The sequence below is a fragment of the Psychrobacter sp. CX18 genome, from assembly GCF_057396215.1.
In genome coordinates this window covers 131,413-152,492 of record NZ_JBXYJH010000001.1, presented here as the reverse complement: position 1 = coordinate 152,492, position 21,080 = coordinate 131,413, and the positions used below count along the sequence as shown (strand labels likewise).

The 21,080-nt window shown below is 40.4% G+C and carries 16 protein-coding genes; 13 read left to right on the top strand and 3 right to left on the bottom strand.

Annotation, left to right across the window (positions count from 1 at the left end):
* Positions 1–40: 40 nt before the first annotated feature.
* A complete protein-coding gene (locus tag AC2SLT_RS00600; protein ID WP_486545320.1) occupies positions 41–1,546 on the top strand; it encodes a transcription antitermination factor NusB in 1,506 nt (501 codons plus the stop codon).
* Between the two features lie 128 nt (positions 1,547–1,674).
* On the opposite strand, the gene AC2SLT_RS00595 is transcribed toward AC2SLT_RS00600, so the two are convergent.
* On the bottom strand, positions 1,675–2,514 hold the full coding sequence (locus tag AC2SLT_RS00595) for a DUF4062 domain-containing protein (RefSeq protein ID WP_486545318.1): 840 nt from the start codon (positions 2,512–2,514) through the stop codon (positions 1,675–1,677).
* Between the two features lie 514 nt (positions 2,515–3,028).
* Here AC2SLT_RS00595 and thrC point away from each other — a divergent pair.
* From thrC to AC2SLT_RS00560, 7 genes are all read left to right on the top strand, one after another.
* Positions 3,029–4,444, top strand: a complete 1,416-nt coding sequence (gene thrC / locus AC2SLT_RS00590) for a threonine synthase (protein WP_486545317.1) — start codon at positions 3,029–3,031, stop codon at positions 4,442–4,444.
* A 311-nt stretch (positions 4,445–4,755) separates the two neighbouring features.
* Positions 4,756–6,144, top strand: coding sequence for a DNA-processing protein DprA (gene dprA / locus AC2SLT_RS00585; protein WP_486545316.1), 1,389 nt, complete (start codon positions 4,756–4,758; stop codon positions 6,142–6,144).
* Between the two features lie 219 nt (positions 6,145–6,363).
* Positions 6,364–7,035, top strand: coding sequence for an L-threonylcarbamoyladenylate synthase (locus AC2SLT_RS00580; protein WP_486545315.1), 672 nt, complete (start codon positions 6,364–6,366; stop codon positions 7,033–7,035).
* 248 nt (positions 7,036–7,283) lie between these two features.
* A complete protein-coding gene (locus tag AC2SLT_RS00575; RefSeq protein ID WP_486545313.1) occupies positions 7,284–7,802 on the top strand; it encodes a GbsR/MarR family transcriptional regulator in 519 nt (172 codons plus the stop codon).
* Between the two features lie 383 nt (positions 7,803–8,185).
* Positions 8,186–9,250, top strand: coding sequence for a fatty acid desaturase (locus AC2SLT_RS00570; protein ID WP_486545311.1), 1,065 nt, complete (start codon positions 8,186–8,188; stop codon positions 9,248–9,250).
* Positions 9,251–9,307: 57 nt separating this feature from the next.
* Positions 9,308–10,279 carry a TIGR01777 family oxidoreductase gene (locus tag AC2SLT_RS00565; protein WP_486545309.1) on the top strand — a complete coding sequence of 324 codons (972 nt, stop codon included), beginning with the start codon at positions 9,308–9,310 and terminating at the stop codon, positions 10,277–10,279.
* A gap of 62 nt (positions 10,280–10,341) precedes the next feature.
* Entirely contained in the window at positions 10,342–10,851 is a 510-nt protein-coding gene (locus tag AC2SLT_RS00560; RefSeq protein ID WP_486545307.1) for a thiol-disulfide oxidoreductase DCC family protein, read from the top strand.
* Between the two features lie 180 nt (positions 10,852–11,031).
* On the opposite strand, the gene AC2SLT_RS00555 is transcribed toward AC2SLT_RS00560, so the two are convergent.
* On the bottom strand, positions 11,032–12,459 hold the full coding sequence (locus tag AC2SLT_RS00555) for an efflux RND transporter periplasmic adaptor subunit (RefSeq protein WP_486545305.1): 1,428 nt from the start codon (positions 12,457–12,459) through the stop codon (positions 11,032–11,034).
* An 811-nt stretch (positions 12,460–13,270) separates the two neighbouring features.
* On the opposite strand from AC2SLT_RS00555, the gene grpE reads away from it, so the two are divergent.
* Positions 13,271–13,903, top strand: coding sequence for a nucleotide exchange factor GrpE (grpE, locus tag AC2SLT_RS00550; protein ID WP_486545304.1), 633 nt, complete (start codon positions 13,271–13,273; stop codon positions 13,901–13,903).
* A 231-nt stretch (positions 13,904–14,134) separates the two neighbouring features.
* Complete coding sequence (dnaK, locus tag AC2SLT_RS00545; RefSeq protein WP_486545302.1) at positions 14,135–16,066, top strand: molecular chaperone DnaK; 1,932 nt, start codon at positions 14,135–14,137, stop codon at positions 16,064–16,066.
* Between the two features lie 239 nt (positions 16,067–16,305).
* Here dnaK and AC2SLT_RS00540 read toward each other — a convergent pair whose 3' ends face one another.
* Entirely contained in the window at positions 16,306–17,544 is a 1,239-nt protein-coding gene (locus AC2SLT_RS00540) for an 8-amino-7-oxononanoate synthase (RefSeq protein ID WP_486545301.1), read from the bottom strand.
* Positions 17,545–17,850: 306 nt separating this feature from the next.
* On the opposite strand from AC2SLT_RS00540, the gene AC2SLT_RS00535 reads away from it, so the two are divergent.
* From AC2SLT_RS00535 to AC2SLT_RS00525, 3 genes are all read left to right on the top strand, one after another.
* Positions 17,851–18,429, top strand: coding sequence for a porin family protein (locus AC2SLT_RS00535; RefSeq protein ID WP_486545299.1), 579 nt, complete (start codon positions 17,851–17,853; stop codon positions 18,427–18,429).
* Positions 18,430–18,724: 295 nt separating this feature from the next.
* A complete protein-coding gene (locus AC2SLT_RS00530; RefSeq protein ID WP_486545297.1) occupies positions 18,725–19,186 on the top strand; it encodes an NfeD family protein in 462 nt (153 codons plus the stop codon).
* Between the two features lie 126 nt (positions 19,187–19,312).
* Entirely contained in the window at positions 19,313–20,173 is an 861-nt protein-coding gene (locus AC2SLT_RS00525; protein WP_486545295.1) for an SPFH domain-containing protein, read from the top strand.
* Positions 20,174–21,080: the final 907 nt, after the last annotated feature.

Sequence of the window (21,080 nt, the reverse complement as noted above, 5' to 3'; positions counted from 1 at the left end):
ACCCTATATTAACCTGAGCAAATATATAATTAGGCATTCAATGAGCTATAACCAGCAGTATCAATCGAAACCAAAAAATGTGCGTGTGGCCATTATCAATACGTTGCTCGCTATTCAACAAGGTCAGTCATTAAGCACGTTATTAGATCCACTACTCAATAGTTTGGGTGGCGATGATAAAGGGTTTGCACATGCCTTATTACTCACAACTTTACGCCATTGGCATGCGACAGCACGCTTGCTAGATAGTTTAGCGGACAATCCAATTGATGAGATTGAAGTGCGTACCACCATTCAATTGGGTTTGACTCAACTGTTGTACTTAAATGTGGCTGACCATGCAGCGATTCATGAAACGGTAGAAGCGGTCAGGCAGATCAAATTTGATCGGGCATCAGGTCTGGTCAATGCGGTACTGCGTAAAGTGGCTAAGAATCCGAATAAATTTCGAAAAAAGGCCAATAAAAATCACAGCCTGCCTAATTGGTTGGCTCAGCAGTTAAAATCAGATTGGCGGGATCAGTATGATGAACTAACCCAAAGCCTGCGCCAGTCGGCACCGATGTTTTTGCGGGTGAATAGCTTACAAACCGATTGTGAACGCTATTTGGCACAACTTAATGATGCCGAGATAGCAGCAGAATTGGTAACCCTAAAAACCACTATCAATACTGATGACGCTAAAGATACAGTTACGATTGAACAACAGGCAATCGAGCTTATCGATAGTGTGCCGGTCAGTCAATTACCTGATTTCCAAGAGGGTATTGTTAGCGTTCAGGATGCGCATGCTCAACTAGCGGCACCTATTATTGATGCGCTACTTCAAAGGGCGATTAGTACTAATTCAGCACAAAATGTACGCTTGCTAGATGCTTGTGCTGCGCCGGGTGGTAAATTAGCTCATTGGCTTGAGCTGTTAGGCAACCAAGAGAAACAAGAAACAGGATTGTTTCACGTGAAACAGACCGACGGGCAGAATAGTCCTATTAACGAAATAGAGCTGACAGCGATTGATAATGAAGCACCGCGAATTACTCGTATTTTTGAGAATTTAGAACGGTTGCAATTGCCCGCGCCTATAGTGAATAGTAAATTGTATTTGGACATCGAATGCGTGGATGCAACTAACTGGCAAGCGAAAGATGCTACTGAACAATCAACTGGTTTCGATGCCATATTGCTCGATGCGCCTTGTACTGCAACTGGCGTGATTCGTCGTCATCCTGATATTACGTTGCTGCGTACCGAGGAAGATGTGCAACATACGGCGCAGTTGCAAGAGCAAATCTTAGATAACTTATGGTCGCAACTAAAGTCTGGTGGTTACTTTTTGTATGTAACATGCTCGATTTTAAAGAAAGAAAACGTGGAACAGATGCAGGCGTTTCTTGAGCGTCATGATGATGCGGTGGCTGTGGCGTTTGATGATGGACAAACCAATTGGGGTATTGAGCAGATGGTTGGTCGTCAATGTTTGCCGTTAGAGAGTCAAAGTGGTGATGGGTTTTATTATGCGGTGTTAAGGAAGATATCAATTATTTAACAGTAATGGGTCATAGTGATTTATAACACTTTATATTCTCATCATTTAAAGATTAGATATATTGTCCGCAGCACAATAAGAACTTAGGCGCAGCGAGAACTTAGTGTCACCGACGGCGTCTGTTATATTCATAACTCTATCATATCCGCAACCTGATAGCCCAAATTACTGACTTCGAAGATTTCACCTTTAAGCCCTCGCTCAATCAGCAAGTCGTTATACGCTAGCTCTTGAAGAGCGGACTCCCATTTAACAACTTCTCTTTGCTCATTTGGTTCAATTAAGTTCTTGTTATTAGTTTGTATGTCCGTTCCACCGAGGTAACGAGCATGAATTATTTGACCATGAGGGTCTAGGCTTGCTTCTTTGAGCAGAATACGGGCTTCTTGACTTAACTCTGGTAATTGAATCGTAGACTCGACTGGTGAAGAAATATTCTCTGAGTTTATATCTTTAAATAGAGGGTGTTCGTTTAATTTTAGTTGTAAATGGCGATAAAACTTTTCCCTAAAGTCTGAATGACTATCATAATCTTCATAAAGCCCGCGTTTTTGGCAGGAATTTTTAAATTCTTTCAGTTTCTCGAGCTGCTTTATGTCTACGGTGTGCATTGCAACAGGTTGGCTAGAAAAATAAAGCATGGCGGGTTTATCAGATAATATATGTTTTTCGATTTCTTCAACTGTTCCACTAGAATATTCAGATGTAGGGGTTCCAATACGAGTCCAAAATACACCAACCAGTAAATCACACTTATCTAAGACTTGCTTATTAATTATTTTTTGGGCACTTTCACCCATTTCAGGAGAAGAATGTGACTCCCAACCAACTGGCAATAGTACTATATTGCGTGTTTCAGAATGTACCGCATTCCATTCATAAATTACATCTCGAATGATTGTCCGTTCTGATGCTACGTCCCCAGGAGACGCAATCATCACGTTAAAAACTTTTGATAAGTAACTCATGCTTGAAAACTCTCCAATTAAATATAACAATTTATTATCATGTCATACTAGCATTGTATAAACCACCGATAATGTAAACACAGCATAACTGGCTTGCAATTGAATTGTTTTATCTATATCACTGATATCATAGCTATAATATTCAATATCACAAAATTAAGGGTTGTATAAGGATTTAAACACTAAAAAATACCTAATGGAATCTATTAACACGCTATGTATGTTTTAATAGGTCTTACTACATTACAAACCTTGCCTTAGGAGCGGTTTAGCCCAGATTGCAGCGGATATACTTGGTGCAGCATAAGGTTGCGGGCGCTTAGCAAGGGGCAGTATCGTGATAGCAGGAATGCAACTTGCTATTAGCGCCCGCCCTTATGCCAACCAAGATAGTAGCGGAAAAGCTGGAATAGCTACAAAAACCAATCATATCTCTATTTAATATGGCTTATCTCTCAAAATATGCTACTCTTTTTCTAATCTAATATTATAAGACTCGTAGATAGGACAAAACATGAAATATATCTCTACCCGTGGTCAAACTGAGCCGATGGATTTTAGCGATGTGTTGTTGATGGGACTTGCGCCAGATGGTGGTTTAATGTTGCCTGAAAGCTATCCGCAGATTGATGGTGCGACATTAGATAAATGGCGTGAGCTGAGCTATCCAGAGTTGGCATTTGCGATTATGCGCCTATATGCTACGGATATTGATGACGCAGACTTAAAAGATATTATCGAGCGTACTTACACCAAAGCAATCTTTGGTAGCGATGAGATTGTGCCAGTACGTAAATTAGAAGAAGATTTATATATTTTAGGGTTGTCTAATGGTCCGACGTTGGCGTTTAAAGACGTGGCGATGCAGTTTTTGGGTAATGCGTTTGAATATGTGCTCAAAAAGAAAAACAAACGGTTGACCATTATTGGCGCGACCAGTGGTGACACAGGCAGTGCGGCAGAATATGCGCTACGAGGCAAAGATAATATCGAAGTGTTTATGATGTCACCGCATGGCAAAATGAGTGAGTTTCAGCGTGCTCAGATGTACAGCTTGACTGATGCCAATATTCATAACATTGCCATTAAAGGCATGTTTGATGATTGCCAAGATATTGTGAAAGCCTTGCAGCAAGATGCCGATTTTAAAGCCAAATATAGCTTGGGTACGGTTAATTCTATCAATTGGGGGCGTATCCTAGCGCAAATCGTATATTATTTTAAAGCGTACTTTGCGGTAACTAACCAGACCGATAAAAACATTAGCTTTTGTATCCCCTCGGGTAACTTCGGTAATATCTGTGCTGGTCATATTGCTCGTGAAATGGGACTGCCGATTGAGCGTTTAATCGTTGCAACTAATGAAAACGATGTGTTAAATGACTTCTTTAATCAAGGCAGTTATAGCCCTCGCCCTGCGGAACAAACGTATGTGACCTCTAGCCCGTCTATGGATATTTCAAAAGCGTCTAACTTTGAACGTTTTATATTTTTATTGCTTGAAAAAGACAGTAAGCGTGTGCATGAGCTGTTCGATGGGGTTAAATCAGGTAAAGGTTTCGATTTGTCAGATGTACTTGAAGCGGTGAATACGCGCTATGGCTTTGCGGCCGGTAAGTCAACACATGAGGATAGACTCAATACCATCAAATCAGTGTATGACACATACAACGACCTGATTGATCCGCATACGGCGGATGGTGTGAAGGTTGCACGAGAGCTACAACGTGAGAATGAGGTCATTATTTGTGCTGAGACCGCCTTACCTGCTAAATTTTCCGAGACCATATTTGAAGCGGTTGGGCAGATAAAGATTGAACGTCCTGAACACACAAAAGGCCTAGAATCCTTAGAACAACATGTGACGGTATTGGACAATGATGCGAGCTTAGTGGCGGATGAGATTAAAGCGGTGGTTGCGCCTCAATAATTGTTTCAGTGCTAGAGTTCTTCGACTTTAGGTGAAGACCCTCTTTAATTTACTGCTATTAACCCCATAAGTGCCGACAAACTTATGGGGTTTTATTTATATAATATTGTCACATAAGGTATTTATATGGCTTTCGCCACATTAAACAATAGAGTCGAAGTACCTTCACAGGGTAATAGTTTTAAGCTCACTGAGCTTGTTGAAGAAATATTGACACTTGCTTATTTTGAGCCACGTTTAATAGTATCTAACTATAGACGGTCTAGCCTAGACTCTTTTAAAACAGCGTTAACGTTAAGTGGGTACTCATTATGATAGACGCTGTACCGCAACCGTTGCCCACACTTAGCCCTGTGCAGTGCGCCATTTTGTTGTTATGGCAACGGGTAAATACCTCACTGTCAGCTTATGAGAAATTAAAAAAACACTTTGGATCACCTGAGAGTGCCCTACAGGCCAAACCCTCAGCATGGCGTGAATTAAAACTACATGCTAAACATATTGAGCGGCATACGCAGGCAACGGCTCAAAGCGATAGTGCGTTTATTGTGTCAATAGAGAAACGACGATTGGCCAATGATTTTCAAATCGTGTTTCAAGAGGATGCACACTATCCACAGCAGTTGCTTTCAATATTTGATCCCCCGCCGTTACTGTTTTATCGAGGCAATATAGAGCGGTTGAATCAGCATCAAATCGCCATTGTTGGCAGTCGTAAGCCTACCCAAAAGGCGCAAAAGTTTACCTTTGATTTGGCGCAATATCTGGCAAAAGTAGGGTTTGTTATTACCAGTGGTTTGGCGCAAGGGGTGGATGCACAAGCGCATTTAGGAGCATTGGCGCAGACGACAGAAGAGTCTGGACGTACGATCGGTGTTATGGGTACGGGTATCGATGTTTGTTATCCTACCCAACATCAACCTTTGTTTGATAGAATGATTAGTGAAGGCGGGTGTATTATCAGTGAGCTATTTCCGGGTACGTTGCCGCATAAGCATACTTTTCCAAGACGCAATCGGCTGGTGGCAGGGCTTAGTTTGGGGACTGTGGTTACCGAAGCGGCAATCAAAAGTGGGTCATTAATTACTGCAAGGCTGACCTCTGAGCAAGGAAAGCAAGTATTTGCATTGCCCAGTAGTATTGACAACACGCATGCAGAAGGCTGTCATCATCTGATCAGAGAAGGTGCTACCTTGGTCTATCATCCTGATCAAATTATCAATGACATCTCTTGCCAGTTGATGCCCCCGATGACGGCTAAATTAGACGAGTCAAACAAGGTTCTGCTTAGTGGCGACTTTGATTCTGGCGCTCAGTCTGATGGATTGGCAGCGTCTTCCCTGTTTAATCAAGCTGAATCAGATAGCTTGCCGCTTACTTCTTCATCATCTACTAAGCCTGCTCTTCGACCTGATATAAAAAAGCCGTTATCATCCCAACATAAAATACTTAATAATAAAGTACCGAGCAAAAGCAACCAGAATCAGCATCATCAAGCGGATGAACGGACTGCTCCTAGATCTGTTTCCGTATCTCAACACTTGCAGCCGTTATGGGTGCATATTGGCTTTGAGGCTCAAGATTTAGATGCGTTAATTACCAAGACCAAACTAGATACGGCTTCGGTATTAAGCCAGCTCATGGAGCTTGAATTAATCGGAGCTATCGAACAAGTGGGTGGGCGCTATAAACGTGTATAAATAAAACACCATACCGTTAAAAAAGTAGCAATTAACTCATATTAAAATACAGACTGTTACCCCATTCTCAACTCTTAACGTAGGCTGTGGCTTTAGCCCAGCATTTTTGATTAAAGGTTTTGATTTGCTGATCTAACAGCACCAGCCTACAATGAGTTTTAATAAGTTTAGAACGAGGTACTGTTGTTCTAAAACTTTGATCTATAAAGTAGTGATGTTATGAATTCAAACGCTCATTTTATTACCCAATGTCCAACAAAGGCCGCTCAATGGATTAGGCAAGGTAAGATACTGGCTTATCCGACCGAAAGTGTTTGGGGTATTGGCTGCGATGCGTATAACAAAGCAGCGATTGAGCAGATTATAGAGATTAAAAACAGGCCTATTGAAAAAGGAATGATCGTCGTTACTGATAGCGTTAGTCGAATTGAATCGTTGCTCGCAGGCTTAACGGATAGCTCTCGTCAGCGAATTATCGAAAGCTGGCAAAAGGATCATAACCTTAACCATAACCAGAACCTGAGCCGTCAAGCCTATACTTGGCTGTTACCTGTATTAAAGCAAGAAGCAGCATTAACCAAAGGACAGCTAAACTCTCATTTGCAGACGACAATCCCTAACTGGATAACAGGGCAACATGACTCTGTCGCAGTTCGGGTCATTGCCCATCCTTTAGTGCGTCAACTATGTCAAGAGTGTGTCAGCGATGTCAATCCTTATGGCTTCATCGTATCAACCAGTTGTAATCCCTCAGAGCAAGCCCCCGCCACTACGTTGGAGCAAGCCTTTGCCTATTTTGAAGACCGTATTTGTTATCTCAAAGGAGATACCTTGGGCTATACCTTACCGAGTCAAATTAGAGATGCTTTAACAGGTAAGGCGCTTCGGTAACGTATACTAAGAGAAATCCAGTACTAAAAAGGGGTTAAAAATAAAGCAACGTTAAAATTAAAAGACACTAAAGAAAATCGGCTCTAAAGAAAATTAGCTCTAAAGATCAAGGCAATGAGCCGGTATGTTGTCGTCAAAAAGTCTAAAAATATGAGTATGCTATTTTCTTTTATTTCTCTCTTGACAGAAATAAAAGAAAATAGCATACTCAAGGAAGTAATAATAATGACAACAAAAGAGACGCTTATATGATGTTAAATCCAGCTACTGAAAAGTTTGTATTACACTGGGGTGAAATGGGCTCGCAATGGGGTGTCAATCGTACCATGTCGCAAATCCATGCTTTGTTATTTATTATTGGTAAGCCCTTAAATGCGGAAGAAATAACCGAAACCCTAGGGGTTGCTCGCTCAAACGTCTCCAATAGTATCAAAGAGCTACAAAACTGGGGACTGGTACAGAAGGTGTCGATATTAGGCGATCGCCGCGATCACTTTACTACTCATAAAGATGTATGGGAGTTGGCACGTATTATAGTGGTAGAGCGTCAAAAGCGTGAGTTGACGCCCACCGTTGAGTTTCTACAACAGTTGATTGAAAGCCCTGAATTTGCTCAAGAGAATGTCGATGTACAAAGTCGTATCAAAGAGACGCAGGAGTTTGTGGATACGCTAACCAGTTGGTCCGATGAAATGTTAAAGTTGCCGACCACAACCCTAAAAAAGATATTAAAGCTTGGCGCACGAATCAAAAAGAAACTAAGTTAAATACACTAAGTTAGATAAACCGATCTAAATAAACCAGTCTAAATAAATTAGGTTAAACAAATTAAGTCAAATAAGTATAATAACACTATTGTTTTAAAAATTTATCTAGTTATTTCTGTTATGACAGAAATTAATGAATAAAAAGAAGAGAATTATATCAAGTTATGTTTGTCTCCAGTACGGCTAGTCCGTATGACCATAGACCAATGCTATGAATCAAAACTTTCAATCAAAGCTATGAGCTAAAGGTTATGAACTACAGGTTTTTAAATAAAGGTTATGAACTAAAAATAGATGAACGAAAGATATATGGACCAAAATAAATTTCAACACAGAATGAATTAAGACTTATAAGCGCTACCATTCATAGAGAGGGACCTGACATGACACTTCTACCGGATACATTAAATAACCCGACAGTTAATCATAAGGCAAATAACGCGGCTGTGAATCATAGGGTTCGACAAGAGGTTAAGGACGTTAAGTGGCAAGACTTAAGGTCATTGACTAAGCGACAAGTCGCTTATAACCTGATTTTACCTTATCCTTTTTTAATAATATCATGGTGGTTTGCTTGGCAGTCTAGTTACGTTTTGGCGAGTGTCTGTACTTACTTATTTTTTGCCGCCGCTTTCAGACAAGCACATGATGGCTATCATCGTAGTTTGGGGGTTGGCAGGCGTAGTACGACCGTGGTTATTATGCTGCTCAGTGTCTTACTGTTGACAGGACTGCATAGTATACGAGCCACGCACATGTATCATCATAGATATACTTTAGCGGATGATGACCTCGAAGGGAATCTTGCCAAAAAGTCATGGTGGCAAGCATTAATAGGCGGTGTTCATTACCGTTTGGCACTCTATAAACGAGGTATGCAGCTTAGTTCACGTAACAACCGTCGTATCGCATGGATAGAGTTTGCGTTAATAGGATGTGTGATTACTGGCATGATAATGGCTGCGTCATTTATCTTTTTAGACAACTTTGTAGACAACACTTTCTCGAATAACCTTTTGCATCGTATTCACTACTCGACTTATACACCCTTCATTCATGTGGCGGTTTATCATTTAGTAGTCATGATATTGGCAAACGCGTTTATGGGGATTATTGCAGCTTGGAGCGTACACCATCACGTTGGAGATAATATCGCCCGTACAGAGCGTAATAAGCTGGTTAACCTACTAACATTTGGACTTTTGTTTCACGTGGAACACCATCTATTTCCGGCTGTACCTACTAACCACTTACCCATCCTTGCTAAGCGTTTAGACTTGATAGCGCCTCACTTAAGCGAAAAACGAGTGGTACCTACTAAGCAAGATGTGCTCGCTATGCTCATACCTATATGGGATAAATTTAAAAGTAGCAGTAGCATTAGCACTAATAATAACAGGGATAAATCTGATGATACTTCTTGTCCAATACGTCGTCGATTTGCTTGATCGTAACAAATAAATAACCGTCATATAATAATGACTAATAATGATAACGGATTAAATATGAATATTCTAATTAGTGGTGGGTCTGGATTTTTAGGCCGTGCGTTTAGCGAGTATGTGCAACGCCAACAAGGGGCACCTAGTAGTATTACCTGGCTGACTCGAAACGCTAATCAAGCACATCCAGATGACATTAGCATGATGAGTTATGACCAACTTCAAGTAACTCAAAAAACGTTTGATGTCGTTTTAAACCTAGCGGGTGCAGGTATTGCAGACGCACGCTGGACGGACAAGCGCAAAAGAGAGTTGTTCGAAAGCCGGCTACAACCGACTCAAGCCATTTTAGATTATATTGCCCGAATTAGCGTTAAGCCAAAGCTGTTAGTCAGCGGTTCCGCCATTGGGTGGTATGGTAATCAAGGGAACAAACCGCTCGATGAACAAAGTCCTGCTGCATCACAAAGTCATAAAGCCGCTGGCGATACTGGTGAGGCAGACTTTGCGCATGCGTTGTGTGATCGCTGGGAAACGGAAGCCAAAGGCGCATCCGCTTTTGGGGTCGACGTTGTGTTATTACGGACCGGCGTGGTCATTCACCCTGAGGGAGGCATGTTGAGTAGGTTAATTACTCCGTTTAAATTAGGCACAGGCGGACAACTGGGCAATGGGCAGCAAATCATGAGCTGGATTAGCCGAGAGGATTGGGTTAGGGCCACTTGGTTTATCATTGAAAAGCATATGGCTGATTTGCCTTTTAAACAAGACTCAGAGTCAAGCTCTAAGCAAGCTAACGTCTATAATTTGACCAGTCCAAATCCAGTGACCAATGCGCAATTTACCAAAGCCGTCGGTCATTGGCTCAATCGCCCAACCTTTATGACCCTACCTGCTTGGGTATTAAAGACGATTTTTGGTGACATGTCGACACTGTTACTTGATGGTCAAAAGGTATTACCACAGGCCTTATTGGCTGAAGGTTTTGAGTTTAAGCACCTGAGTATCGAAAAGGCTTTAGAAGAGCAGATCTAAGCACATAATGGACACTGAATCAGTGTAGATATTCAGTGGGAAAATCATTTAAGAGGGGTCTTATGATTATCTATAAAATCAATGCAGATCACTTACCTACCTCAAAAGGCGACACTTTATCACTCTCGCCCAATGTTGATAAATCGATAACGATGTTTTTTGACAAGGAATGCGTACTTTGTGTGAGTGAGGCGAAAAATCTTCATGCACTAAATCCAGAGGGTATTAAGCTTATACCTGTTGAGCAGGGTCTTAATATTTTAAATGAGGCGGGCTTTAGTCGCACAGAAGCACTGACCTATTTATGCGTTCAAGATAGCAGTGGCAATTGGTATACGCATATGGATGCCATACGTCTGCTACACAAAACAGCGGGTAAACCTTGGGCATCACTACTATATCTGCCTTTAATTAAACAATTAGGTGACGTCGCCTATCCTGTTATTGCTCGTAATCGATATCGATTGCCAGACTGGTTAATAAGCATTTTCTACGGTAAAAAAGCGGTATTAAACTGTCGAAAAGGGGTATGCAAGTTCTCTATTGAAGATAGAGTGTCAAAAAAAGTCTAAAGTAAACCTTTTTCAATAAAATAACCTGTGTTTGTCAGGCTTACTGAGCCGATAGTTGCAGCGTTTGATTTGCTGTGCTTGGATTGGCTATTCTCGATGGGTTTATTTCCAGATTTGGTATAAAGTGAAAATGAGGTTTGTTAAACCCTAGCTATTTAACATAATTCTGTTAACACAATACTATTTTATGGAAATGGTTTTGCCTGCGGAATCCTTAGGTAAATCTGTTAAGCAGACAAGACTGTCATTATTAATACCACTGACCAAGAATTTATCCGAGTCCGCAAAATATTGCACGATCTCCACCGCCTCATAGGTCAGACGTTGATCTTGTCCGACAATCCATACATAGCCTTTGATAGGTGAAGTGGGTCTAGGATGCTTGTCCGAAAAGTTTTGCAGATTGGCTTCATGTATCGCCTGTTTCGGTAGTCGTACCCCTAACTCAATCTGACCATATTCGATACTCATCGCAGCATCCATCCCCGGTGCTAAAGATTCGGCACTATTTTCCCCAGGTATCAGAGGCGCTTTTACAATTAAAGTATCTGATTCTGGATCTGGGATAATATGGCTGATTTGTCCGGTAAAATCAGATTTAATGTCAAATACCGTAAAGTTTACCGGACGACCCACGGATAGTTGGGACTTAATCGATAGGGGTAGCCTGCCAATTAATTGTAGATGTTTGGTGTCAGATATAGTGATGATTGGCACATTATCGATAGCATTATAAGAGCTGCTATTCTGATTACTATTAAGCTTAGAACTACTGAGTTCAGTATTAGGAGTCGTTTTATTACTCTTATGGGACTCAGTTTCCAATTGACTAGAGGTGTTTAAATTGTCTGCTTCGGTTTCAGAAACAAGTTGGTTTGATATTTGGGTTACTTCCCCTTCAATAGGCGATTTTTGCACCAAGGTCGCCGTAATAAGGGGTTCGGGAGCATTATTAGCATCAGGTTGCGCGCCAGTTATGTCAATAATAGAATGAGAGGCGGTGTTGTCAGATTTGATAGAATTTTTAGTAGCTGTATTCGTTACCTTGGTTTTTGGCTGAGATAATGATGGTTTTTCAGGGGCTTCGTCTGACGAACTGTTTGGGTTGTTTATGGGTTTAGGATTATCGGTGTCCATTGGGTTCAGTTCTGCCAGCGTATCTTCTTCTATTTTGTTGCCATCAATATATACTTCCGTAAAGTCACTCACCAAAGCTCTGGCTTTATGGTCATCTACCTTGACCACAAACTCCGCAACAATCTGACCTTGCTTAACGACATCGCCTTGTTTAACCAATACTTTACTATCTATTACGCTCGACGCTAAAGAATCAGGAGCCGTTACCTCCATTTGGGTAACCGGAATAAGTGACCCTTCAAGGTTGTAACTGGGTTGGTAGCGCTCAGGAATACTGGTGTGAATCAATGATTTATCAACAATGACCGTGTCGGCAGTGATTGTCACGTTCTTTTCGTTATCGGTATTACTAACAGAAGTATCGCAGCCCACTATAATGAGATTAGACAATAAAATGGCAACCATTAAGCCCCTAACAACATGTTGTAGGTTTAGAGGACGAGTAGCGGTAATCGATGTAAAGGGCAACATACTAAGAGTAGTCCTATATAAGGTGTAAAGCGCTAAGTACTATTTATAAGCCAAATAAATATATATTAAATCTAAATTAACATAAGCATTCTTGTAGGCTACGTTCCACACACTCAATAGTTATGCAAATTAAGACATTTAATTAGGCATGTATAAGGTAGATATGACGAAGCCTACGATAGTATCTATATGTTTTTTTATTATAGCGGCCTAATATAATTAGATTTTAGAGTTATGTATATTAAAGGTGATGTACATTAAAAGAGCTGTCAAGGATACAAGGATACAACTGTCGTTTTAAAAATAATTTTAGAATATCAAATCCATAATCTTGTTGATGGTTTGTGTTTAGTTTGTGGTTAGACCTTGAAATTTTAACTAATGACCTTTATGAAGCATAAAGGTTACCTTGATTTAAAAGCCACCTTAGAATCACAAAAATAGAATAAAAAATAAAATCAAAAAAAATTATGACAAATAAATGCTATGAGCGATTAAACGCCTAAGACGCTAATCAGAATTAAGCAAGTCACTCTTAAAATGAGACCTTAAAAAAGAGACCTTAAAAAAGAGACCTTAAAAAAGAGACCTTAAAAAAGAGACCTTTTATTTTAATCGTGTACTTTAATTACTGACGATAGCCCCGATATCTTATAAATGCAAATTGTTATCTTGTTCAAAGTTCCAAATTTAAAGGGTTCATAACTTAAGCTTCACTAAACCAAATTAAAAAAACGACCAAAGTAACACAGCTATCAAGAGTTTATTCATTGTTTTTAAAAGATTTGTTTTATCACACTAAGGAGACACCATGACTAATAATGATACCAATAATACAGCACCAAATCATGAGCATGACACTCAGAATCCTAATGCGGCTCAAAGTAATGTGGAGCAATCAGGCACTGTATTAAAGGAGACTTTAAACGAGTTTAACCCCCAAGCCAACGAGGGTGAAAATCAGACCGTAGATAGTGAGATCGATCTGCAAGCCTACAAAGATCGTATTGCTGAGCTTGAAGGCGAAGTAAAAGCGGCCAAAGAAGGTCAAGCTCGCGCTAATGCGGACGCTTATAATGCGCAAAAGCGTATGGAGCAGGAAACCGAAAAAAGCCGTAAATTTGCGCTACAAAAGTTTATTAAAGAGCTATTAGAAGTGGTCGATAACCTAGAGCGTGCCATCGTCAGCGTTGAAAATGATGACGATGCTGATGACGCTATTATGGAAGGGGTTAAGTTGACCCACAAAACTTTCCTAAACGTGCTAAATAAACAAGGTGTGGAAGTGGTTAATCCTGACAATGAAAAATTTGATCCTGAATTGCATGAAGCGGTGGGTATTGATCCCGAGGCGCCAGCGGATACAGTTGGAGAAGTGTTGCAAAAAGGATATACCCTAAATGGGCGCTTACTGCGCCCTGCTATGGTGAAAGTAGGACAGTAGTATCGATTGCGTAAATTTTACACTTAACTGCTTATTTCACAAAAAAAGACAAAAAAATGTGGATTTGCAGGGATATTAGCTTGAAAAAGAGTGTTACTAAACCGATATATAAAGACAAGATGCAAGGCTTACTTTATAGACACAAGGTTGTCACACATGCCTTAAAAGTAAAAAGTAAGCAAATTGCGAATATTGACATAGACAAACAAAAATAATTTGGAGTTTTATATTATGGCTAAAACAATTGGTATTGATTTAGGTACAACCAACTCGTGCGTTGCAGTGATGGAAGGTGACAAAGTTAAAGTCATCGAAAATGCTGAAGGTACCCGTACTACCCCATCGATCATTGCTTATAAAGATGGTGAAATCTTAGTCGGTCAATCCGCTAAGCGTCAGGCAGTGACCAATCCAAACAACACTCTATTTGCAATCAAGCGTTTGATCGGTCGCCGCTTTGAGGACAAAGTGGTACAAAAAGACATCGGTATGGTGCCTTATAAGATCGTTAAAGCCGATAACGGTGATGCGTGGGTTGAAGTGAATGGTAAGAAAATGGCGCCACCACAGATCTCTGCCGAAATCTTAACCAAAATGAAAAAAACAGCCGAAGACTATCTTGGTGAAAAAGTAACCGATGCCGTTGTAACCGTGCCTGCTTACTTCAATGACTCACAGCGTCAAGCCACTAAAGATGCGGGTAAAATCGCGGGCTTAAACGTTAAGCGTATTATCAACGAACCAACTGCCGCTGCCCTTGCTTATGGTATGGATAAGCAACAAGGTGACCGCACTATCGCCGTTTATGACTTAGGGGGTGGTACTTTTGACGTATCAATCATCGAAATCGCTGACGTCGATGGTGAGCAACAATTTGAAGTACTGTCTACCAATGGTGACACCTTCTTAGGTGGTGAAGACTTTGACTTAGCCTTAATCGATTATTTAGTTGATGAGTTTAAAAAAGAGCAAAACTTCAACCTTAAAGGTGATCCATTAGCTATGCAGCGTCTTAAAGAAGCTGCTGAAAAAGCAAAAATCGAGTTATCAAGTGCGCAAAGTACAGATGTCAACCTACCTTATATCACCGCAGATGCGACAGGTCCTAAACATTTGGTAGTGACTATCAGCCGCTCTAAACTTGAAGCGTTAACAGAAGGTTTAGTAAAACGCACTATTGAGCCATGTAAAATTGCTTTAGAAGATGCGGGTCTAAAAGCAGAGGATATCGACGACGTTATCTTGGTTGGTGGTCAAACACGTATGCCAATGGTACAAAAAACAGTAGAAGAGTTCTTTGGTCAAGAGCCTCGCAAAGATGTGAACCCTGACGAAGCTGTAGCCGTTGGTGCAGCGATTCAAGGTGCGGTATTATCAGGCGATAAAACCGACGTTTTATTACTAGACGTAACACCGCTTACCCTTGGTATTGAAACGATGGGTGGTGTAATGACGCCAATCATCGAGAAAAACACCATGATACCTACTAAGAAGTCACAAGTATTCTCAACGGCTGAAGACAACCAACCAGCAGTGACGATTCAAGTGTATCAAGGTGAACGTAAAGTGGCTTCACAAAACAAGTTACTCGGTAACTTCAATCTAACGGATATCCCACCTGCACCACGCGGTATCCCACAAATCGAAGTAACCTTTGATATCAACGCTGATGGTATCATGAACATCTCAGCGAAAGACAAAGGTACGGGTAAAGAGCAGAGTATCCAAATTAAAGCGGACTCTGGTTTATCGGATGAAGAAATTGAGCAAATGGTACGCGATGCAGAAGCGAATGCTGCTGAAGATGAGAAATTCGCAGCACTAGCCCAAGTCCGTAACGAAGCCGATGGTCGTATCCATGCTATCCAAAAAGCCTTGAAAGAAGCTGAGGATAAAGTGACTGAAGATGAGAAGTCTGCTGTAGAAACCGCCATTAGTGAGCTTGAAGCGGCGACTAAAGAAGATGATCAAGATGACATCAAAGCGAAACTTGAAGCCTTGGATAATGCCTTCTTACCAATTAGTCAGAAGATCTACTCTGCTGGTCAAGGTGCGGAAGGGGTTGATCCTAGTCAAGCCGATGCCACTCAAGCTGACACTGCCGCAGATGATGATGTGGTCGATGCTGAGTTCACTGAAGTCAATGAAGATGATAAAAAGTAATGAGTCATTCAGTTGTCGTTATTAATGAATGACTGAATTAATGACGGGACTAATGACCGGTTATCAATAATTAGGCATCTTTAACAGCCGAGTTATTTTACGGTTTAAGAGTTACGCCTAATTATAAAAACAAAGACCATACTCTATGAGTGTGGTCTTTTTTAATTGTTTGAATTTAGAAGCTCTGAATTAGAAACCCTGAATTTAGAACAAAAGTTTCGCTTAAGTCACTGTCACTGTTAATTGTTTAACTCTTCGATAAGACGGGTACAGTCAGGTGCAGTAAGCTTCGCATTCATGACTAGACGGATGCGTGCAGTGTTAATAGGGACGGTGGGCGGACGAATAGGTAACGCATAGAACCCAGCCTGTTGTAGCTGTTGGGCCTTATTCACTGCACTGGCGTTATCACCCAATATATAGGGGATAATCGGAGACTGGTAATCAATATCCTTCTCAGTCATGTCGCTATGAATGGCCTGTGAGACTTGTTGCGAAATATGGGCAAGGTGGCTTCGTAGCTGACTAAAAGAAGGCATTTTAGCCAATACAAATCTTGTCCAGCTATGGGTAATAGGAGGCAAAGCGGTACTAAAAATAAAAGAACGCATTTGATTGATCAACCAATGCTTAATAGTCGCTTCGCAAATCAGATAAGCCCCCATAGAAGCGAATGCTTTACCGAAAGTGCCGATAATATAGTCAATATCAGGCAAGGTGTTAGTTTCCTCGGCGAGCCCCAATCCATTACGACCAAGCACTCCAACCGCATGCGCTTCGTCAACATACAGCTCAATTCGTGAGTCCAGTGCTTTTAGCCTGACTAACGCTGGCAAGTCAGCACGATCACCATCCATACTAAAGATACTTTCTGTGACGATGATAATGCGTTCAATTGAGTCATCAACTTGCTCAATAATTGAAGATAAATGCTCCATATCGTTATGACGATAACGCTGATAGGTACAATGCTCTCTGTCCTTACTACTAATTAAACGAACACCATCGATAATGCTGGCATGAACCAAACTGTCTGTCAAAATTAGTGTCTTTAGCGGTAATCTAGCCAATGCGGGTAATATGCCAATATTGGCATGGTAGCCACTATTCATGACTAACACAGATTTGGATAGAGCGTCATGTTGCTCGTAAGGTATGGCAAGCTTATACCACTCTAGCAACTCGTCTTCTAATAAGGGCAGCTGTTCGTGGTTGCCTGTCAGCAGACGAGAAGAGGTTGAGCCCATTTGTGGACGCTGTGATTTGGGTAACTCTTGTAGCTGGGTCAAAAACTGCGACTGCAAGAGCGTATCACTGCCCAATCCTAGATAATCATTGCTTGAAATATTTAATAAAGGTTTGTTATTTATCTCAATCCAGCGGTCACAATGCCTCACATTTGGTAGATGGCGATATTGGTGTTGTTTTTTTAGCGTATTCAACTTATCAATGGCGCTTAAAAGTGAGGGACCTGCCATAAAAGTATCCTTAATAATGTTTTTAACCTTATAATGGAAAAAAGAGGAAAGAAATTAGAAAATAACCGCGATTTAATTAATAAAATATAGACAAAGTATTGCAGAAATCGGAATTTGTAACAAATAGTTTCATAACTCCCGATTTGTAACTCGTTAAATAACTAACCTATGCAAAAGTTAACTTTCTCCCTGTCAAACAACGACAGAGTTAATGAAATATCTTGTTACTATAGGTTCATCGGAAGTCAGGCGAGATGTCTAAATAATTTAACTCGTTTGATTGTGATAATTAACTAGGAGAAAACTATGAATACTATTCAAAAAACATTACTTGCTCTAGCTGCTGGTTCACTAATGACTGCAGGCGCACAAGCTGCTGTTAACTATGGTAACGGCATGGTTGCTCAACCATATATCGGTGCTAAAGTGGGACAGTATGATTTAGACGATGCGAAAGACAAAGCCACTTCATACGGTATTTATGGTGGTGCTAAGTTCACCCCTAACTTCGGTGTTGAAGCTGAATATATGACGACCAGTGATGAAGATTTTAAAACTGGTACTCTGAATAAATCTGAGTATAACGGTGAAGTCTATGGTCTATACGGTACTTATGACTATGCTTTCCCAAATACTGGTGGCTTATATGCTAAAGGTCGTTTAGGTGTTGCTAAAAACGAAGTCGAAATTGACTCTAAAGTAGCCAATATCGGAAATACCACTAAGTCTGACACAGGTATTGCAGGTGGCTTAGGTCTTGGTTATAACATTGCGCCTAATGCAGCTGTTGAACTGGCTTATGATTGGTATCCTACTGTAGATGATGTTAATGGTAAAGATTTAGATGCTACTGGTATCACGTTAGGTGCTAACTTTAAATTCTAATTGCTACCTACTCTAAATAACATTTATTTTATTGAATTAAGTTAGAGTTATTTAAATTTAAAAAACGATCGCTTCGGCGGTCGTTTTTTTTGCTTAAAATTATTCATTTTGCACAATATATGAGACTGTACAAGTTTACATTAAAAGATTGATTCATATCAAAAAACTGGATCATTAAAAGGCTTGCTCGTGAAAAGAATGGATAATATTAAAAGCACAAGGATACGCCTACGCATAAAAATGATAATATAAGGTAAGGATAAATAATAATAAATACTCTTTTAAGGATAATAGAATGTTAATGATTGAACCTTGGCATTGGTTGGTACTTGGAATGGTGCTTATCATCTCCGAGATGTTTTTGACCACATTTGCAACCTTGTGGTTTGGTGTTGCGGCCGTCATTGTGGCTTTATTGAGTTGGTTGTTTCCGTTGCCCTTATTTATGCAAATCATCTTATGGCTCATACTGTCTATCTTAATGGTAGTTATCTGGTTTAAATTTATAAAACCGCTAGCGATAGATCGTACCAAAGCAGGTTTAGGAGGCAGTGTCATTATCGGTGAAACAGGGATGATCACGGTAGCGCCTACCTTAAATCATGAAGGAACGGTACGCTTTAGTGTGCCTCTCGTGGGGGCAACAGAATGGAAATGTCTGACGCGCGGTGAGCCTCTTGAAGTAGGTCAAAGGGTGATTGTCGTTGAGGTTATCGGGAATCAGTTGGTAGTGGCGCCTGCGAATACACGTGTTTAAATAAGGGCTCAAATATAGTTGTCAGCAAAAAAATACTGACAGTGTTAACCTCACTAAGCCAACTGGAGTAGCACTTGCGCTCGATTGGTTTATAACGGATCTAAATATAATAACAGGAGAGGAAAGATGGGAAGCTTTAGTATCGTAATGTTGGTATTAGTAGCACTGGTGGTATTCACCTTATTTAAAGGGGTACGCATTGTTCCGCAGGGCTACAAATGGGTAGTACAAAGGTTAGGTAAGTATCAGCAAACCTTAGAGCCAGGGCTAAATATTATTATTCCCTATGTCGACAGTGTGGCTTACAAATTAACCACGAAGGATATTGTGCTAGATATTCCATCCCAAGAGGTAATTACCAGAGATAACGTGGTCATTATTGCCAACGCCGTTGCTTATATTAGTATTGTCCAGCCAGAGAAGGCAGTTTACGGCATTGAAGATTATGAGTATGGTATTCGCAATTTGGTACAAACCTCATTACGCTCTATTATCGGTGAGATGGACTTAGACAGTGCTTTATCAAGCCGTGATCAGATTAAAGCCTTATTAAAACATGCGATATCAGAGGATATCGCGGACTGGGGCATTACTTTAAAAACAGTAGAGATTCAGGATATTAATCCATCAGATACGATGCAGACGGCAATGGAAGAGCAGGCAGCAGCAGAGCGTCAACGCCGTGCAACAGTAACCCGTGCAGATGGTCAAAAACAAGCGGCTATTTTAGAAGCGGATGGTCGTTTAGAGGCATCACGCCGCGATGCAGAAGCTCAAGTGGTGCTGGCCAAAGGTTCTGAAGAGTCTATTCGCCTAATCACTCAAGCCATGGGAGAGGAAGAGATGCCTGTGGTTTATTTACTGGGTGAGCAGTATATCAAAGCGATGCGAGAGCTTGCAGAGTCTGATAATGCCAAAACTGTGGTGCTACCTGCTGATATACTAGGTACTGTCAAAGGGATGGTGGGTAATAAGTTTAAAGTTTAGTCATTGCGCTCAATTTATTTAGTTACCTTATATCTCTTTCGGCATGTTTTTCGTTGCCTGAAATTATAGGTAGTCTGTAATATAACTAACCTTTCATTTAAGTGGTATTATTTCAATGATATACCTCATTCACAACGCTTAACGTAGGCTGTGGCTTTAGCCCAGCATGTTTGATTAAAGGTCTTGATTTGCTGGGCTAAAAGCACTAGCCTACAGTGAATTTAAATAAGTTGAGAACGGGGTGGAATGTGCTTTACTAGCGAATTTATATAAGCTTAACCATGTAGTCAAAGAGTCGATCCGTTTAAAGTCACTAAACGGGTCGACTCTTTTTTTATTGCGACAGTATAGTGTTTTGTCGATTTTAATAGAAATCTTTAATTGGAGTCATTGATTTTATCAAGTTGAGCTTAAGCAGTGACGCGTTACAATAAATATAACTAATAAGCGTATTTTGAGCATTCTCCACGGCAGCGTATAAATGATATGAGTTTATGGGTAATTAAGCTTTCGCAACTTATTAACTCTGACTATTTATCGGCTCTGACTATTTATTGGCTCAGGCAATTAGACTTTCACAACTCATTAACTGTCACACTTAAAAAAGTAATAAAGATCTAAATTTATTGACTCAGCGTCTATGAATGACTCACTCACTATCGCAATTTTAGTGACATTCATTGTCGTAAATAGGTTTGACTGCTCTCAGCTTTTCTTAAGAATAAGAAGGTGTACTACGCTTTAATTTACACATAGGTGACGGTATATAACATAATTATTATTTTGTCTATATTGATTCATTGCTAGAATTTTAGGGCAAGAAATATTTTTGTTATATGTTCACTGTTGGGTTTAAAAAAAATTAGTCATAGCCAGACTAAAGAGTTACGGCGTTAACCTCGCTAAG

Excerpts from the sequence above, each read along its gene's own strand:
- AC2SLT_RS00570 (WP_486545311.1), top strand. The coding sequence starts at position 8,186 with ATGACACTTCTACCGGATACATTAAATAACCCGACAGTTAATCATAAG.
- thrC (WP_486545317.1), top strand. The coding sequence starts at position 3,029 with ATGAAATATATCTCTACCCGTGGTCAAACTGAGCCGATGGATTTTAGC.
- dprA (WP_486545316.1), top strand. The coding sequence starts at position 4,756 with ATGATAGACGCTGTACCGCAACCGTTGCCCACACTTAGCCCTGTGCAG.
- AC2SLT_RS00565 (WP_486545309.1), top strand. The coding sequence starts at position 9,308 with ATGAATATTCTAATTAGTGGTGGGTCTGGATTTTTAGGCCGTGCGTTT.
- AC2SLT_RS00530 (WP_486545297.1), top strand. The coding sequence starts at position 18,725 with ATGTTAATGATTGAACCTTGGCATTGGTTGGTACTTGGAATGGTGCTT.
- AC2SLT_RS00600 (WP_486545320.1), top strand. The coding sequence starts at position 41 with ATGAGCTATAACCAGCAGTATCAATCGAAACCAAAAAATGTGCGTGTG.
- AC2SLT_RS00525 (WP_486545295.1), top strand. The coding sequence starts at position 19,313 with ATGGGAAGCTTTAGTATCGTAATGTTGGTATTAGTAGCACTGGTGGTA.
- AC2SLT_RS00560 (WP_486545307.1), top strand. The coding sequence starts at position 10,342 with ATGATTATCTATAAAATCAATGCAGATCACTTACCTACCTCAAAAGGC.
- AC2SLT_RS00580 (WP_486545315.1), top strand. The coding sequence starts at position 6,364 with ATGAATTCAAACGCTCATTTTATTACCCAATGTCCAACAAAGGCCGCT.
- dnaK (WP_486545302.1), top strand. The coding sequence starts at position 14,135 with ATGGCTAAAACAATTGGTATTGATTTAGGTACAACCAACTCGTGCGTT.
- AC2SLT_RS00595 (WP_486545318.1), bottom strand. The coding sequence starts at position 2,514 with ATGAGTTACTTATCAAAAGTTTTTAACGTGATGATTGCGTCTCCTGGG.
- grpE (WP_486545304.1), top strand. The coding sequence starts at position 13,271 with ATGACTAATAATGATACCAATAATACAGCACCAAATCATGAGCATGAC.
- AC2SLT_RS00555 (WP_486545305.1), bottom strand. The coding sequence starts at position 12,459 with ATGTTGCCCTTTACATCGATTACCGCTACTCGTCCTCTAAACCTACAA.
- AC2SLT_RS00535 (WP_486545299.1), top strand. The coding sequence starts at position 17,851 with ATGAATACTATTCAAAAAACATTACTTGCTCTAGCTGCTGGTTCACTA.
- AC2SLT_RS00575 (WP_486545313.1), top strand. The coding sequence starts at position 7,284 with ATGATGTTAAATCCAGCTACTGAAAAGTTTGTATTACACTGGGGTGAA.
- AC2SLT_RS00540 (WP_486545301.1), bottom strand. The coding sequence starts at position 17,544 with ATGGCAGGTCCCTCACTTTTAAGCGCCATTGATAAGTTGAATACGCTA.